Here is a 14,091-nt window from a genome sequence, read left to right on the forward strand (position 1 = left end):
CCATGCCGGGCGTGGCGACGGATCGGCCCTGTCCGCCGCCGCCCGCCGGCCCGCCGGTCCTGCGGGGTGGCCACGGCCCCGGTCCCGATGCGGCCTGCCTTGCGGGGCGGCGGCCGCCGCCCTATATCGGTGCCGAGAGGTCGGCGCGGGCAGTCGCCCCGCCAACCCGGTCAGGTCCGGAAGGAAGCAGCCGTAACGGGTTCCGCCTGGGTCGTGTCCGGCCTCTCACCGTTCTGCCTTCCGTCCTGCTGACCGTCCTGCCGGCATTGCCCTGTCCGGCCCGGCCGCCTAGTCTGGGGCGCCGTCCCTGCCTTCAGCCGCGGAAGGATCCCCTCGATGCAGGATCTCCTCCCCGAGGCGCCGGCCCCTTATCGGGTGCTTGCGCGCAAGTATCGCCCCCGGACCTTTGCCGATCTCGTCGGGCAGGAGGCGATGGTGCGCGTGCTCTCGGCAGCCTTCGCCCAGGGGCGGATCGCCCAGGCCTTCATCCTCACCGGCATCCGCGGCACCGGCAAGACGACGACCGCGCGCATCATCGCCCGGGGGCTCAACTGCACCGGGCCGGACGGGCAGGGGGGGCCGACGGTGACGCCCTGCGGCCTGTGCGAGAACTGCCAGGCCATCGAGGCGGGGCGCCATGTGGATGTGCTCGAGATCGACGCGGCCTCCCATACCGGGGTGCAGAATGTCCGCGACCTGATCATCGAGACGGTCGCCTATGCCCCGACGCGGGCGCGCTACAAGGTGTTCATCATCGACGAGGTGCACATGCTGTCCACCTCGGCCTTCAATGCGCTGCTCAAGACGCTGGAGGAGCCGCCCCCGCATGTGAAGTTCCTCTTCGCCACGACCGAGATCCGCAAGGTGCCGGTCACGGTGCTTTCGCGCTGCCAGCGCTTCGACCTGCGCCGGATCGAGCCGGAGGCGATGATGGCCCTTCTCGCCCGCATCGCCGCCGCCGAAGGGGTGGAGGTGGAGGAGGGGGCGCTGGCGCTGATCGCGCGGGCCTCCGAAGGCTCGGCGCGGGATGCCACCTCGCTGCTCGATCAGGCGATCGCGGGGGGCGGCCCGGTGACGGCGGCCGAGGTGCGGGCGATGCTGGGCCTGGCGGATCGGGGGCGGGTGCTCGACCTCTTCGAGATGATCCTGAGGGGAGAGGCCGCCGCCGCCCTGCACGAGCTGGCCGCCCAGTTTGCCGAAGGGGGCGATCCGGCGATGATCCTGCGCGATCTGGCCGAGAGTTGCCACTGGGTCTCGGTGCTGAAGGTGGCGCCGGGGATGGGCGAGGATCCCTCCCTGTCTCCCGACGAACGGGACCGGGGGCGGGCGCTGGCCGAACGGGTGCCGATGCGCGTGCTCGCCCGGTTCTGGCAGATGCTGCTCAAGGCGATCGAGGAGCTGGCCATCGCGCCCGATGCCCGCATGGCCGCCGAGATGGCCGTGATCCGTCTGACCCATGTGGCCGATCTGCCAAGCCCCGAAGAGCTGGTCCGCCGTCTCGACGGTGGCGGGATCGGGGGGGGTGCGCCGCGCCCGGCCCCCTCCGCCTCGACTCCTCCCGCATCGGGATCGGGGAGGCCCGCATCGGGCCTGTCGGGAGAGGGGCCGCCGCGGGCGCTGGCGGCGCTGCCGGGGGGCGGGGGCGGCGGTCCCCTTCAGCCCCTGCCGCAGGCGGCGGCCGCACCCGATCCGCTGGCCCGTCTGGCCCGCTTCGAGGATGTCCTGACGCTGATCCGCGAACGGCGCGACATGCAGCTTCTGCTCGATGTCGAGGCGGGGCTGCGCCTGGTCGCCTATCGTCCCGGCCGGATCGAGTTCGAACCCGCCCCGGCGGCGCCGCCCGATCTGGCCCAGCGGCTGGGCAGCCGGCTTCAGGCCTGGACGGGGGCGCGCTGGGCGGTGACGGTGGTGCCCTCCGGCGGGGCGCCCTCCATCGCCGAGGCGCGCGCGGCCGAGGATGCCGCCCTCGCGGCGGCGGCGCTGGCCCATCCCCTCGTGCAGGCGGCACTGCGGGCCTTTCCCGGCGCCCGTCTCCGATCGGTCCGCTCACAGGCCGCGCGGGAAAGGGCGGCCCGGGCCGAAGCCCTGCCGGCGGCGCCCGAACCGGGCGAGGAGATCCCCGACGACTGGGACCCCGTCGAGGAGTGAGAGAGCCTCGGGACGCGCGGGACCCCCGACACCCTTGCCCGGCGCGGGCCGGGGCCATATCTGCAAGGGATTGCGACGAAAGGACAGGACATGCTCAAGGGGCTCGGCGGACTTGGCCAGATCGGCGACATGGCAAAGATGATGAAGGCCGCCCAGGAGATGCAGGACCGTCTGGCCGCCGCCCAGGCCGGTCTCGATGCCATCACCGTCGAGGGGCAGGCCGGCGCCGGCCTTGTGAAGGTCACCGCCTCGGCCCGGGGCGAGATCCGCTCGGTGCGCATCGATCCGTCGATCTTCCGCGAGGAGGACCGCGAGATGGTCGAGGATCTGATCCTCGCCGCGATTCGCGATGCCTCGGCCCGCGCCGCCGAGGCGATGGCGGCGGAGATGCGCAAGGCCACCGAGGGGTTGCCGCTGCCGCCGGGGATGAAGCTGCCCTTCTGACGGCGCCGCATGCCCGCCCCCGCCGATATCGAGGCGCTGATCGCGCTGATGGCGCGGCTGCCGGGGCTGGGGCCCCGCTCGGCGCGGCGCGCGGTCCTGCATCTGCTCAAGAAGCGCAACCTGCTGCTGCTGCCCCTTGCCGATGCGATGCGCGACCTGGCCGAGACTGCGCGCGAATGCGTCGTCTGCGGCAATCTCGGCACGGCGGATCTCTGCCCGGTCTGCGCCGACGAGCGCCGCCGCAACGGTCAGATCTGCGTGGTCGAGGATGTGGAGGATCTCTGGGCGATGGAACGTTCGGGGGCCTTCCGCGGCCGCTATCACGTTCTGGGGGGGACGCTCTCGGCGCTCGACGGGGTGGGGCCGGAGGATCTGCGCATCCCTCGCCTCGAGGAGCGCATCGCCGAGGAAGGGGCGACCGAGGTGATCCTGGCGCTCGGGGCGACGGTGAACGGGCAGATGACAGCCCATTACATCGCCGACCGCCTCGCCGGGGCGGGGGTGCAGGTGACGACGCTGGCCCAGGGCGTGCCGATGGGCGGCGAGCTCGATCATCTCGACGAAGGCACCATCGGCACGGCGCTGCGGGCCCGCCGGGCCATCTAGCGGCCGCCTCGCCTCCGAAGAGGGCAAGGGCCTTCTGCAGGGCCTGTTCCGCTGTCCGGCCGCGTCCTGATGGGCGGTTGCGAAGTCCCGTGACAGCCTGGTGGTGTCCGGTTCTTCTTTCCCTGAAGCGCGGCCAGCCGACGCCTTGCAGGGCAAAGGAATCGGGATCCGGGCGGGATCGGGGCGGGGCGCCTCAGCGGCGCCCGGCCTCCTCCTCGTCGTCGTCCCCCGATCCGCCATCGCCGGGAAGGTTGAAGAAGCTGTCGGCATCGCGGATGTCGGGCAGGGGCGTCTCGTCGCCCTCCTCCTCCTCCCGGTCGTCGCGGCGGTCGCGGAGCGAGAAGGTCTCGAGCCCGGCAATGGCCGAGGGCAGGCGGGGTTCGGGCGCCATCGACAGCGACACCTGCGTGGAGACGAGCTTGCGCCGCTCGTCGTCGGACATCAGCGTGCCTTCGCGGGCCTTGCGTTCGGCGGCCTTCTGCACGGCGGCATCAAGCTCGGACTGCCGGCACAGGCCAAGGGCCACGGGGTCGATCGGCTCGATCGCGGCGATGTTCCAGTGGGTGCGCTCGCGGATCGCCTGGATGGTGGGCTTGGTCGTGCCGACCAGCTTGGCGATCTGGGCGTCGCTCAGTTCGGGATGGAACTTGACCAGCCAGAGGATCGCCGCCGGGCGGTCCTGACGCTTGGAAAGCGGCGTATAGCGGGGACCGCGTCGCTTCTCCTCGCCGATCGCGGCAGGATTGACCTTCAGCTTGAGGCGGTAGGACGGGTCCGCCTCGCCGCGGCGGATTTCCTCGAGGGTCAGCTGGTTGTTGGCGATCGGGTCAAAGCCCTTGACGCCGGCCGCCACATCGCCATCGGCGATGCCCTGCACTTCCAGCTCGTGCATGCCGCAGAAATCGCCGATCTGCTTGAAGGACAGCGTCGTGTTGTCGATGAGCCAGACGGCCGTGGCTCGGGCCATCAGCGGACGGTCGGTCATGGGTCGCATCCTCGCGGTCAAGGCCTCTCCCCGGCCCCGCCGGGGGCGCCGCCCGGGCGGGCGGCCGGTTCTCGCTGTCGGGGAACTCGGGGCGCATATAGGTCAGTCCTGCTGCAAAGGGAAGCCTGTCGTCGCAAGGACGTGCCCGCCGGAGGAACCGCGCCTGCACGGCACCGGTTGTCGTCCGAAACCCCTTCACGGGGCCACAGGCGGGAAAGGAGCTGTCCGAATGGATGATCCCACCGGGGCCGATGCCGCGCCGCCTGCGCCCGACCGGGACGGACTGCACGGGGGGCTGTTGCTGGTCCTCACCCTCGTGGCTGTGGGGGCGGCGCTGCGGGCCATGGCCCCTGTGCTGATCCCGCTTGTGGCCGCGGTCCTCATCGCGCTCGCCGCGATGCCGCTGCGCGATGCGGTGCGCCGCCGGGTGCCGCGACGCTTCGGCTGGCTCGGCCCACTGGCCGCTCTGCTCGTGATGCTGGCCGTCATCGTGGTCTTCACCATGGGTCTGTGGCTGGCCGCCCGCCAGCTCGTCGCCGCCACGCCTGTCGATGCCGCCGGCATTGCCGAGGCGATGGCCGCCCGACAGGACGCCGGACGCGGGGCACTCGCCGCTGCCGAAGCCGCCGCCGAGAGGGCCTTGACGCAGGAGAAGGAGGGGAACGGCCACCCCGGTGACTCCGAGGCCTCCGCTTCGCTGCTCCAGGCCCTCGGATCCGGCACATGGATCTCGCCCGAGAACCTTCGCCTCCTGATCGAGCGGTTCGGCGACCAGGCCCTCGCGGCAGCGGGCGGGGTTGCCACAGCCGTCCTCAACGCCACTGCCGCCATCGGCGCGGGCGTCGTCATCGTGCTGTTCTTCGCCTTCCTGATCCTGCTCGAGAGCGATGACTGGAAACGCAAGATCCGCGTCGCATCGGGCTGGCACACGGCCGGGATGCTGCTCGATGCGGCCGACACCATCGCCGTCCGGGTGCGGTCCTACTTCCTGATCCAAGGGGGGATCGGACTGGTCACGGCAGCGCTCTATGTGGGCTGGCTCTGGCTCTGGGGGATGGACCTGCTGCTCGTCTGGGGGGCGATCACGCTGCTGCTGACCTTCATCCCTACGGTAGGCGCGCTGATCTCGGGCCTGCTGCCGGTGGCCTATGCGCTGCTGACGCAGGACTTTGCCACCGCGCTCGCGGTAGGGGCGGGCATCCTCGTCATCGAGCAGGTGATGGGCAATGTCGTCGAGCCGCGGATGCAGGGCCACAACATCGCGCTGTCGCCGCTCGTGATCCTTGTTGCACTGTTCGTCTGGGGCTGGCTCTGGGGCATCGCGGGGGCGCTGCTGGCCGTGCCGATCACCGTCTCGCTCGTGGTGCTGGGCGCGCATGTCCCCGCCCTGCGCCCCTGGGCGCTGATGCTCACGAACCGCACGACCTATGAAGGTCTCGACGCGGTGACGGGGCAGGACGGCGGCGACGCGCGCTAAGGGCTCAGCGCCGCCCCGCAAAGCGCGTCTGCCACTCCGCCCGCTCCTCGTCGGTGATCTTGCGGAACAGGACATCCGGCACCGTGAAGCCCTGTCCGGCAGGCAGGACGGCAAGCGCGGCCTCCGCGCTGGCGGGCCAGGACCAGTCCTCGCAGCCCAGGGCCGCCATCATCGCCTCTGCCGCATCGGGGATGAAGGGACGCGACAGGACCGCATGGAGGCGGATCAGGTTGAGCCCGAGGCGCGTCTGCATCGCGGCCTGCGCGGGATCGGTCTTGTGGGTGGCCCAGGGCGCGGCCGCCTGCAGATATTCGTTGCCCAGAACCCAGATGGCCCGCAGCGCCTCGGCCGACCGGCGCACCTCGATGGCGTCCATGGCGGCCTCATAGGCGGACAGGCGCCGCCCGAGCTCGGCCGCGAGCGCCCGCTCCCTCTCGCCCCAGACGCCGCCCTCGGGCACCCTTTCGCCGAATTTCGAGCGGCAGAACTTGGTCACGCGCGAGACGAAGTTGCCCAGCACATCGGCCAGATCCTTGTTCACCGAGGCCTGGAAATTCTCCCAGGTGAACTCGCTGTCCGAGGATTCGGGCGCATGCGACAGCAGCCACCAGCGCCAGTAATCGGCGGGCAGGATCGACAGGGCCTGATCCATGAACACCCCCCGCCCCTGCGAGGTGGAGAACTGACCGCCATCATAGTTGAGGTAATTGAAGGACTTGATGTAGTCCACGAGCTTCCAGTCCTCGCCCGATCCCATGATCGTGGCGGGGAAGCTCAGGGTGTGGAAGGGCACGTTGTCCTTGCCCATGAACTGGGTGTAGCGGACATCGGCGGCGCCCCGTTCCGTGCGCCACCAGCGCTCCCAGGCAGCATCGGGCAGGCCCCGGGCCTCGGCCCATTCGGCGGCGCAGGCGATGTATTCGATGGGCGCGTCGAACCAGACATAGAAGACCTTGCCCTCCATCCCCGGCCAGGGCTGGTCCCCCTTCCTGACCGGAATGCCCCAGTCGAGATCGCGGGTGATGCCGCGGTCCTGCAAGCCTTCTCCGTCGAGCAGCCATTTCTTCGCGATCGAGGTCGTCAGCACCGGCCAGTCGGTCTTGCTCTCGATCCAGGCGAGAAGTCGGTCCTTCAGGGCCGACTGGCGCAGATAGAGATGCCGCGTCTGGCGCAGCTCGAGATCCCGGCTCCCGGAGATGGCCGAGCGCGGCTCGATCAGATCCGTCGGATCGAGCTGCTTGGTGCAGTTCTCGCACTGGTCGCCGCGGGCGCGGTCATAGCCGCAGTTGGGGCAGATGCCCTCGACATAGCGGTCGGGAAGGAAGCGGCCATCGGCCACCGAATACATCTGCTGCTCGACCACCTCGGCGATCAGGCCCGCCTCGGCCAGACGCCCTGCGAAATGCTGCGTCAGACGATGATTCTGCGGGCTGGAGGAGCGGCCAAAATGATCGAAGCTGAGGCGGAAGCCGCGCGCCAGCTCGGCCTGCACGGCATGCATCCGGCGGCAATAGTCGGCGACCGGCTCGCCCGCCTTGGCGGCAGCCAGCTCGGCCGGCGTGCCATGCTCGTCGGTGGCGCAGAGGAACAGCACCTCATGCCCGCGACCGCGGAGATAGCGGGCATAGAGGTCGGCCGGGAGCTGACTGCCCACCAGATTGCCCAGATGCTTGATGCCGTTGATATAGGGGATGGCCGAGGTGATCAGATGGCGCGCCATGTCCGGGAGGCCCTTTCCGTGTCGGGCCTCCCTTTAGCGGCGGCGCCCCGGCACCGCCAGAGCGCTTTCAGCCCGGCTGGGCTATTGTGCGGTATAGCCCCCGTCCACGAGGTGATAGCTGCCCGTGATGAAGGATGCCTCCTTCGACAGGAGGAAGCAGGTCAGGGCCGAGACCTCCTCGGCCGTGCCCATCCGCTTCACGGCATGCATCCCGGAGAGGAATTCCCTCGCCGCCGCATCGAGATGGGCATCGAGCAGCGGTGTGCGGATGAAGCCGGGGCCGACCGCGTTGATCCGCACGCCCCGCGTGCCGTATTCGAGCGCGGCCGTCTTCGTCAGCCCCACCACGGCATGCTTGGCCGCGACATAGGCGGGCGAGGTGGCAAAACCCACCGTCCCGAGGATCGAGGCGATGTTGACGATCGCCCGCCCCCGGACTTCTCGATCGCGGGCAGGCCGAAACGCATCCCGTAGAACACGCCGTTGAGGTTGACGGCGATCACCTTGTCCCAGCCCTCGAGGGGGTATTCCCCTGTCACGGCTGCCGGACCGCCGATGCCGGCATTGTTGACCAGCAGATGCAGGCCCCCCGTCTCGGCGATGGCGAACTCCACGAGCGCCTCGACCGCCTTGGGATCGGCCACGTCGCAGACGCAGGTCAGCGCTCCCTCGATTCCCTCGGCGGCCTGCGCCAGGGCCTCGTCCTTCAGGTCGCTCAGCACCACCCGCGCGCCCCCCTTCGCCAGATCGCGCGCGATGGCCAGCCCGATGCCGGAGGCCGCACCGGTGACGATGGCCGTCTGGCCGGTGAAATCATGGGGCATGTCGATCTCCTTCGTTGTCCGTCTCTTTGCGGTCTGCCGCGACCCTGGTCTCTGTTCGGGTCGTACGCCTTGATCTGGATCATCCGGACGGCTTGGACAGCCCCTCCGGGGGCGCTAGGGTCGCCCGCGACAAGGCAGGACAGCAGCACAGGAGCAGGACATGCGGCAGCTGGAGATCGGGCGCTCGGGCATCCGGGTGCCGGACTGGGGGCTGGGGACCATGACCTTCGGCAACCAGACGCCCGAGGAGGACGCCCATCGCCAGCTCGACATGGCGCTCGAGGCGGGGATCGCCCTGATCGACACGGCCGAGATGTATCCCGTCAATCCCGTCCGGGCCGAGACGGCCGGCCGTTCGGAAGAGATCCTCGGCCGCTGGCTCTCCCGCCGCGGAGAAGCCCGCGCCCGCGTCGTCGTGGCAACCAAGATCGCCGGTCCCGGCAATGTCCTGCGCGGGGAGACGGGCTTCGATCCCGCCGCCCTGCGCCAGGCCTGCGAAGCCTCGCTGCGGCGCTTGCGCACGGATCGCATCGACCTGTGGCAGCTCCACTGGCCCGAACGCGATCATTACCATTTCCGCCGTAACTGGACCTATGCCCCGCCCACGGATCGCGGGGCGGTGCTCGCCCGCATGGACGAGGTGCTCGGGACCCTCGCAAGGCTGGCGGAGGAGGGAAAGATTCGTGCCTTCGGCCTGTCGAACGAGACGGCCTGGGGCACGCTGCGCTGGCTCGATCGCGCTGCCGCGACAGGCGGCCCGCGGATGGAGGCGGTGCAGAACGAATATTCCCTGCTCTGCCGGCTCTGGGATACCGACATGGCCGAGGCGGCAGCGATGGAGCAGGTGACGCTGCTCGCCTTCTCGCCGCTCGCGGCGGGGCTGCTGACGGGCAAATATGCCGATGGCGCGAGGCCCGAGGGCAGCCGCCTCGCGGTCGGCGACGGACGGCTCGGGGGGCGTTACACCGCCCGTGCCCTCGCGGCCGAGGCCGCCTATCGCGCCCTTGCGGCCGAGGCAGGGATGGATCCCGTCCACATGGCGCTGGCCTGGCACCGGACGCGGCCCTTCGATTCGATCCCGCTGCTCGGGGCGACCACGGCCGGTCAGCTTGCCCATGCGCTGAAGGGCCTTGATGTCGCGGTGCCTCCCGATCTCGCCGCGCGCATCGACGCGCTGCACCGCGAACACCCCATGCCCTTCTGACGGGGATCTCCTTCCGTGTCGCGCGTCCCTGTCCTGCTGCCCCTGCTCGCCCTTGCCGCCTGTGCCGGGCCATCCGGCATCCCCCCGGCCCCCTCCTTCCGCAGCCCGGACGTCCCCATCGGCTCGACCACGCGGGGTTCCGCGGCCGATCTCGCGGGGGACTGGGTGGTGACGGCGGCCTATCCCGGCCCGCTTCCCGTCCGGCCGGGGACGCGCGTTGCGGTGGCCCCCGGCGCGGGCGGGTCGGTGCTCTGGCGGCTGGGGAGTGCGGATCTGCCGACCACAGCGACCGGCCCCGGCCGCTATCGCGGCGCGGGGGTGGATCTGTGGGTGCTCTGGGTGGATGACGCTTTCCGCACGGCGGTCGTCGGGACGCCGGACGGCCGCTTCGGCTGGATCATGGATCGCCCCGGCGCGATATCCCCGGACCGCATGGCAGCCGCGCGCGAGATGCTCGATTTCAACGGCTACGATCTGGCGCGCCTGCCCTGACCCAGGTCTCGGCCAGCGCCGCGATGCGGTTCGCCGCGCGATCGAGATCGGCCTCCTCCAGCGCGCCCATCGGCAGCTCGAGCAGCACCGGCAGCGGATGGCGCAGACGGGCTGCGCGATAGGCGGGATCGTAATGCCCCTCCATCAGCGCCTGCGCCAGGGCCTCGATCCGTCCCTCGCGCAGCAGGGCGATCCAGCCCTCGACCGTCGCGCGCCCCCGCAGCGGCACGAGTCGGCGCAGGATCGCCTCGAGACCCTCGCGGTCGGCGGCGAGATCGGCATAGCCCCGGGCGAGGAAGCGCGCCCGCGCTTCCGGCGGGGCGGTGACCAGCACGGCCGGGGCGGCCCGCATCGCCGCCCAGAGCGAAGGCGGCAGCGCCCGCTCGCCCACCTTGCTTGCCTCGGCCTCGACGATCACGGGGCGGGCCGGGTCGAGCCGCGCCAGCCCTGCCGCCAGGGCCGTCTCGAAGGCCTTCTGCGAGGGCTGTCCCCCCGGCAGGGCCCCCAGCAGCGAGCCGCGATGCCCGGCCAGCGCCTCGAGGTCGAGCACCTGCACCCCCAGCCGCCCGAGCCGGGCCAGCAGCGCCGTCTTGCCCGTTCCCGTCAGGCCGTCGATCCTGAGCAGGCGATGGGGCAGGGGATCGCGATAGAGCATCCCCTGCACGAGGCGCCGCCAGCTCCGGTAGCCGCCCTCGACCGTCTCCGCGCGCCAGCCGACCGCGCGCAGGATCGTGGCAAAGCTCCCGGACCGCATCCCCCCGCGCCAGCACATCACCAGCGGCCGCCAGCCCCCGCCGCGGTCCCGCAGGGGGCCTTCCAGATGGGCCGCGGCATGGCGCGCCACCAGGGCCGCGCCGATCTTGCGCGCAAGGAAGGGGCTCTCCTGCACGTAGATCGTGCCCACCCGCGCCCGTTCGGCGTCCGACAGCACGGGAAGATTCAGGGCGCCCGGCACATGGTCCTCGGCGAATTCGGCCGGACTGCGCACATCGATCAGATCGTCGAAGCCATGGGCGAGGAAGGCCCCGACCGAACCGAAGACGACCGCCATGCTCAGCCCAGGGTCAGGACGGGCGGGCCTTCCGCGAAGCGGCCCACCACCGCCGCTTCGGTCAGGCCATGGGCGCGGAACGCCTCCAGCACCGCTTCGGCCGCGGCCGGCTCGCAGGCCACCAGCAGCCCCCCGCTGGTCTGCGGGTCGGTCAGCAGCGCGCGATCCTCGGGGGCGAAACCGGCAGGCAGGACCACCTCGGCCCCATAGCCGGCCCAGTTGCGCCCCGACGCGCCGGTGACACAGCCCTCGGCCGCCAGATCCCGCACGCCCGGCAGAAGGGGCACCGCATTCCATTCCAGATGCAGCGTCAGTCCCGCCCCCCGCGCCATCTCGAGAGCATGGCCTGCCAGCCCGAAGCCCGTCACATCGGTCATTGCATGCACGCCCGTCATCGCCGCAAGCTCCGGCCCCGCCCTGTTCAGCCGGGTCGTGGAGGCGATCATCGCGTCATAGCCTGCCGCATCGAGCCGGCCCTTCTTCAGGGCGGCCGACAGGATGCCCACGCCCAGCGGCTTGCCCAGCACCAGCAGATCGCCCGCCCGCGCGGCCGCATTGCGCCGCACCCGATCCGGATGGACAAGACCCAGCGCCACCAGGCCGTAGATGGGTTCGACCGAATCGATCGAATGCCCCCCCGCGACCGGGATCCCGGCGGCCGCGCAGACCGTGGCGCCCCCCTCCAGGATGCGCCCGATCGTCGCCGTCGAGATCACATTGATCGGCATCCCCACCAGGGCGAGCGCCATGATGGGCTGGGCGCCCATCGCATAGACATCGCTCAGCGCGTTGGTGGCGGCGATGCGGCCGAAATCGAAGGGGTCGTCCACGACGGGCATGAAGAAGTCGGTCGTCGCCACGAGAGCCTGGGTCTCGTTCAGCCGCCAGACCGCAGCATCGTCCGCCGTCTCGATGCCCACGAGCAGGGCCTCGGGCACCGGCCCGCCCTTCAGACCGCGCAGCATCTCCGCCAGCACGCCCGGGCGCGATCTTGCAGCCGCAGCCGCCCCCATGGCTGAGCGATGTCAGCCGCGGCTCCTGCTTCATGTCCTCCGTCATCGCCTCGCCTTTCATCGTTCCAGGGCTCCCTTGCCGGCCAGGATGCGCCCGCGCCACCGCGCGATCCGCGCCGCCCGCGTCGCGGCCGTCTTCGCGTCCGACAGGGCGATGACATAGCTGCGCTGCCGCCCCGGCGTCAGCCGCGCAAAGGCCTCGGCCATCTCCGGGTCGGCGTCGAGCGCGGCGACCAGCTCCTCGGGCAGATCCGGCACCTCGCGATTCCTCGGCGCCCGCCGCCCCTCTTCGGCATGGCGCATCCCCTGTTGCAGCAGCGCCCGGATCGCCCCGGCCCGGGCCTCGACCTCGGCGGCCGAACGGAAGCGGATCAGATCGGCCTGCTGCGCATTCGGCCCGGACGGCTCGAGCAGCCCCTCGGGATCCGCGAGCAGCCCCGCCTCGAACAGCGACAGGCGGAAATCGCTGCGTAAGGCCCCGATCAGCGCGACATTGCGCCCGGCATGGCGATAGCAGGGATGGCCCCAGCGCACCGCCTCCTCGAGCCCTGCCGCGAGGCAGAGCCGCCGCAGCGCCGCAAGTCCCTCCGCCCAGCGCTGCGTCGCGCAATCCGCGGTGCCGAAGCGGCCGCATCGCCCGCAGCCTTGCGCGAAATAGTCGTCTGCCTCCGTGATCATCGCCCCCCTCAGCGCAGCAGGATCGCGCGGAAATCGTTGACATTCGTGCCTGTGGGTCCGGTCTCGAACAGGTCGCCGAGGGCGCCGAGGGCGCCTGCGCTGTCATGGGCCATCAGCCGCTCCATCCCGTCGATCCCCTGCGCCCGCAGCCGTGCGGCCGTGCCGCCATCCACGAAGGCGCCGGCCTGCGGACCCGTCCCGTCGATCCCGTCCGTGTCCGCTGCCAGTGCGGCGAAATCGACTCCGTTCGCGGCCAGGGCCAGGGCCAGCGCGAATTCGGTGTTGCGCCCCCCCGCACCGGGGCTGCCGCGCAGCGTCACCGTCGTCTCCCCGCCCGAGAGCAGCAGCACGGGCCGGGCAAAGGGGCGGTTGCGCAGCGCCACCTCGCGGGTGATCGCGGCCAGGACGCGGCCGGCTTCGCGCGCCTCGCCCTCCATCGCGTCCGAAAGGATCGCCGCCGTCACCCCCTCGGCCGCGGCTGCCCGCGCCGCTGCCTCGAGCGACAGCCGCGCCGAGGCGATGACCCGCACGCTGTCGCGCGCGAAGGCGGGATCGGACGGAAGGGGGGGCAGCCCCTCGCGCCCGGCCAGCCAGGCCGCCACGCGCGGGGGCAGATCCACCCCCCACAGCGCGGCCAGGTGGCGCGCCTCCTCGCGCGTGCCCGGCGCCGGCACCGTGGGGCCCGAGGCGACCGCGGCCGGATCGTCGCCTGGCACATCCGAGACGACGAACGTCACGACCCGTGCCGGATGCGCCGCCCGGGCCAGACGCCCCCCCTTGATGCCTGACACCTGCCGCCGGATCGCGTTCATGACCGCGATCGGTGCCCCGGAGGCGAGCAGCGCCCGGTTCAGCGCCGCCTCGTCCTCGAGCGTCAGCCCTCCCGGCGGGCAGGGCAGCAGCGCCGAGCCGCCTCCGCAGGCCAGGACCACGACCAGATCATCCTCGGTCAGGCCCTGCACCGCCCCCATCAGTGCACCCGAGGCCCGAAGCCCCGCCTCGTCGGGCACCGGATGGGCAGCCTCGATCACCCGCAGCGGGCCGCAGTCGCCCCCCTCGCCATGGCGCGTGACCACGACGCCTTCGCAAGGGGCGTCCCAGAGCCTCAGGAAGGCGCGGGCGAGCGGCACCACCCCCTTGCCGAAGCCCAGCACCACGCAGCGCCCGCGCGGCCGCTCGGGCAGATGGGGCCGCAGCGCCGCCTCCGGTTCGGCCGCCGCGACTGCCGCCCGGAACAGGCGCTGGAGAAGGGATCGGTCCTCCGGTCTCATCCTGACTCCGGTCATCCTGCTGCCTCCTGCCCTGCGCGGCGATCATGCCTGCCTGCATGGACGCTGTCACGGGAGACTGCCGGGGCTCCGGCCCCGGGACCGGCCGAGGGGGCACGGGAACCGATCCGGGTCAGGCCCATGGGCCGCATCCGGGGCAGGGTCATGGGGCGGGCGGTCG

11 protein-coding genes, 1 other RNA gene and 2 pseudogenes are annotated in these 14,091 nt (G+C 71.6%); 7 read left to right on the forward strand and 7 right to left on the reverse strand.

Features of this window, described 5'->3' with window-relative positions:
- Positions 1-134 precede the first annotated feature (134 nt).
- The 4 genes from ffs (at position 135) to recR (ending at position 3,198) form a co-directional block, all read left to right on the forward strand.
- Positions 135-230, forward strand: an RNA gene (gene ffs / locus RUTHE_RS16035) — signal recognition particle sRNA small type.
- A gap of 106 nt (positions 231-336) precedes the next feature.
- Positions 337-2,148, forward strand: coding sequence for a DNA polymerase III subunit gamma/tau (locus RUTHE_RS08120; protein WP_021097887.1), 1,812 nt, complete (start codon positions 337-339; stop codon positions 2,146-2,148).
- A 90-nt stretch (positions 2,149-2,238) separates the two neighbouring features.
- Complete coding sequence (locus RUTHE_RS08125; RefSeq protein ID WP_021097888.1) at positions 2,239-2,592, forward strand: YbaB/EbfC family nucleoid-associated protein; 354 nt, start codon at positions 2,239-2,241, stop codon at positions 2,590-2,592.
- Positions 2,593-2,601: 9 nt separating this feature from the next.
- A complete protein-coding gene (gene recR / locus RUTHE_RS08130) occupies positions 2,602-3,198 on the forward strand; it encodes a recombination mediator RecR (protein ID WP_021097889.1) in 597 nt (198 codons plus the stop codon).
- A gap of 193 nt (positions 3,199-3,391) precedes the next feature.
- On the opposite strand, the gene RUTHE_RS08135 is transcribed toward recR, so the two are convergent.
- A complete protein-coding gene (locus RUTHE_RS08135; RefSeq protein ID WP_021097890.1) occupies positions 3,392-4,183 on the reverse strand; it encodes a DUF1013 domain-containing protein in 792 nt (263 codons plus the stop codon).
- 229 nt (positions 4,184-4,412) lie between these two features.
- Here RUTHE_RS08135 and RUTHE_RS08140 point away from each other — a divergent pair, with 229 nt between their 5' ends.
- The gene (locus tag RUTHE_RS08140; protein WP_021097891.1) at positions 4,413-5,660 is read left to right on the forward strand and encodes an AI-2E family transporter; all 1,248 of its coding nucleotides are present in this window, start codon (positions 4,413-4,415) and stop codon (positions 5,658-5,660) included.
- A 4-nt stretch (positions 5,661-5,664) separates the two neighbouring features.
- On the opposite strand, the gene metG is transcribed toward RUTHE_RS08140, so the two are convergent.
- Entirely contained in the window at positions 5,665-7,380 is a 1,716-nt protein-coding gene (metG, locus tag RUTHE_RS08145) for a methionine--tRNA ligase (RefSeq protein ID WP_021097892.1), read from the reverse strand.
- 81 nt (positions 7,381-7,461) lie between these two features.
- Positions 7,462-8,204 (reverse strand): annotated as a pseudogene (locus RUTHE_RS08150) (SDR family NAD(P)-dependent oxidoreductase).
- A gap of 160 nt (positions 8,205-8,364) precedes the next feature.
- Here RUTHE_RS08150 and RUTHE_RS08155 point away from each other — a divergent pair.
- Together RUTHE_RS08155 and RUTHE_RS08160 are read left to right on the forward strand one after the other, a co-directional pair.
- Positions 8,365-9,408 carry an aldo/keto reductase gene (locus RUTHE_RS08155; RefSeq protein WP_021097895.1) on the forward strand — a complete coding sequence of 348 codons (1,044 nt, stop codon included), beginning with the start codon at positions 8,365-8,367 and terminating at the stop codon, positions 9,406-9,408.
- Positions 9,409-9,423: 15 nt separating this feature from the next.
- Positions 9,424-9,900: a lipocalin family protein gene (locus tag RUTHE_RS08160; RefSeq protein ID WP_021097896.1), complete on the forward strand. Its 477-nt coding sequence runs from the start codon at positions 9,424-9,426 to the stop codon at positions 9,898-9,900.
- Here RUTHE_RS08160 and mnmH read toward each other — a convergent pair.
- From mnmH to RUTHE_RS08180, 4 genes and pseudogenes are all read right to left on the reverse strand, one after another.
- On the reverse strand, positions 9,869-10,951 hold the full coding sequence (gene mnmH, locus RUTHE_RS08165; RefSeq protein ID WP_021097897.1) for a tRNA 2-selenouridine(34) synthase MnmH: 1,083 nt from the start codon (positions 10,949-10,951) through the stop codon (positions 9,869-9,871). The two genes, RUTHE_RS08160 and mnmH, sit on opposite strands and share 32 nt — an antisense overlap.
- Before the next feature lie 2 nt (positions 10,952-10,953).
- A pseudogene (gene selD, locus RUTHE_RS08170) lies at positions 10,954-12,010 on the reverse strand (selenide, water dikinase SelD).
- 11 nt (positions 12,011-12,021) lie between these two features.
- A complete protein-coding gene (locus tag RUTHE_RS08175) occupies positions 12,022-12,642 on the reverse strand; it encodes a YdeI/OmpD-associated family protein (protein ID WP_021097899.1) in 621 nt (206 codons plus the stop codon).
- Positions 12,643-12,650: 8 nt separating this feature from the next.
- A complete protein-coding gene (locus RUTHE_RS08180; protein WP_040645519.1) occupies positions 12,651-13,913 on the reverse strand; it encodes a glycerate kinase type-2 family protein in 1,263 nt (420 codons plus the stop codon).
- Positions 13,914-14,091: the final 178 nt, after the last annotated feature.

Origin of the sequence: Rubellimicrobium thermophilum DSM 16684, assembly GCF_000442315.1 — a bacterium.
GTDB classification, from domain to species: Bacteria; Pseudomonadota; Alphaproteobacteria; order Rhodobacterales; family Rhodobacteraceae; genus Rubellimicrobium; species Rubellimicrobium thermophilum.

Excerpts from the sequence above, each read along its gene's own strand:
- RUTHE_RS08120 (WP_021097887.1), top strand. The coding sequence starts at position 337 with ATGCAGGATCTCCTCCCCGAGGCGCCGGCCCCTTATCGGGTGCTTGCG.
- RUTHE_RS08125 (WP_021097888.1), top strand. The coding sequence starts at position 2,239 with ATGCTCAAGGGGCTCGGCGGACTTGGCCAGATCGGCGACATGGCAAAG.
- recR (WP_021097889.1), top strand. The coding sequence starts at position 2,602 with ATGCCCGCCCCCGCCGATATCGAGGCGCTGATCGCGCTGATGGCGCGG.
- RUTHE_RS08135 (WP_021097890.1), bottom strand. The coding sequence starts at position 4,183 with ATGACCGACCGTCCGCTGATGGCCCGAGCCACGGCCGTCTGGCTCATC.
- RUTHE_RS08140 (WP_021097891.1), top strand. The coding sequence starts at position 4,413 with ATGGATGATCCCACCGGGGCCGATGCCGCGCCGCCTGCGCCCGACCGG.
- metG (WP_021097892.1), bottom strand. The coding sequence starts at position 7,380 with ATGGCGCGCCATCTGATCACCTCGGCCATCCCCTATATCAACGGCATC.
- RUTHE_RS08155 (WP_021097895.1), top strand. The coding sequence starts at position 8,365 with ATGCGGCAGCTGGAGATCGGGCGCTCGGGCATCCGGGTGCCGGACTGG.
- mnmH (WP_021097897.1), bottom strand. The coding sequence starts at position 10,951 with ATGGCGGTCGTCTTCGGTTCGGTCGGGGCCTTCCTCGCCCATGGCTTC.
- RUTHE_RS08175 (WP_021097899.1), bottom strand. The coding sequence starts at position 12,642 with ATGATCACGGAGGCAGACGACTATTTCGCGCAAGGCTGCGGGCGATGC.
- RUTHE_RS08180 (WP_040645519.1), bottom strand. The coding sequence starts at position 13,913 with ATGAGACCGGAGGACCGATCCCTTCTCCAGCGCCTGTTCCGGGCGGCA.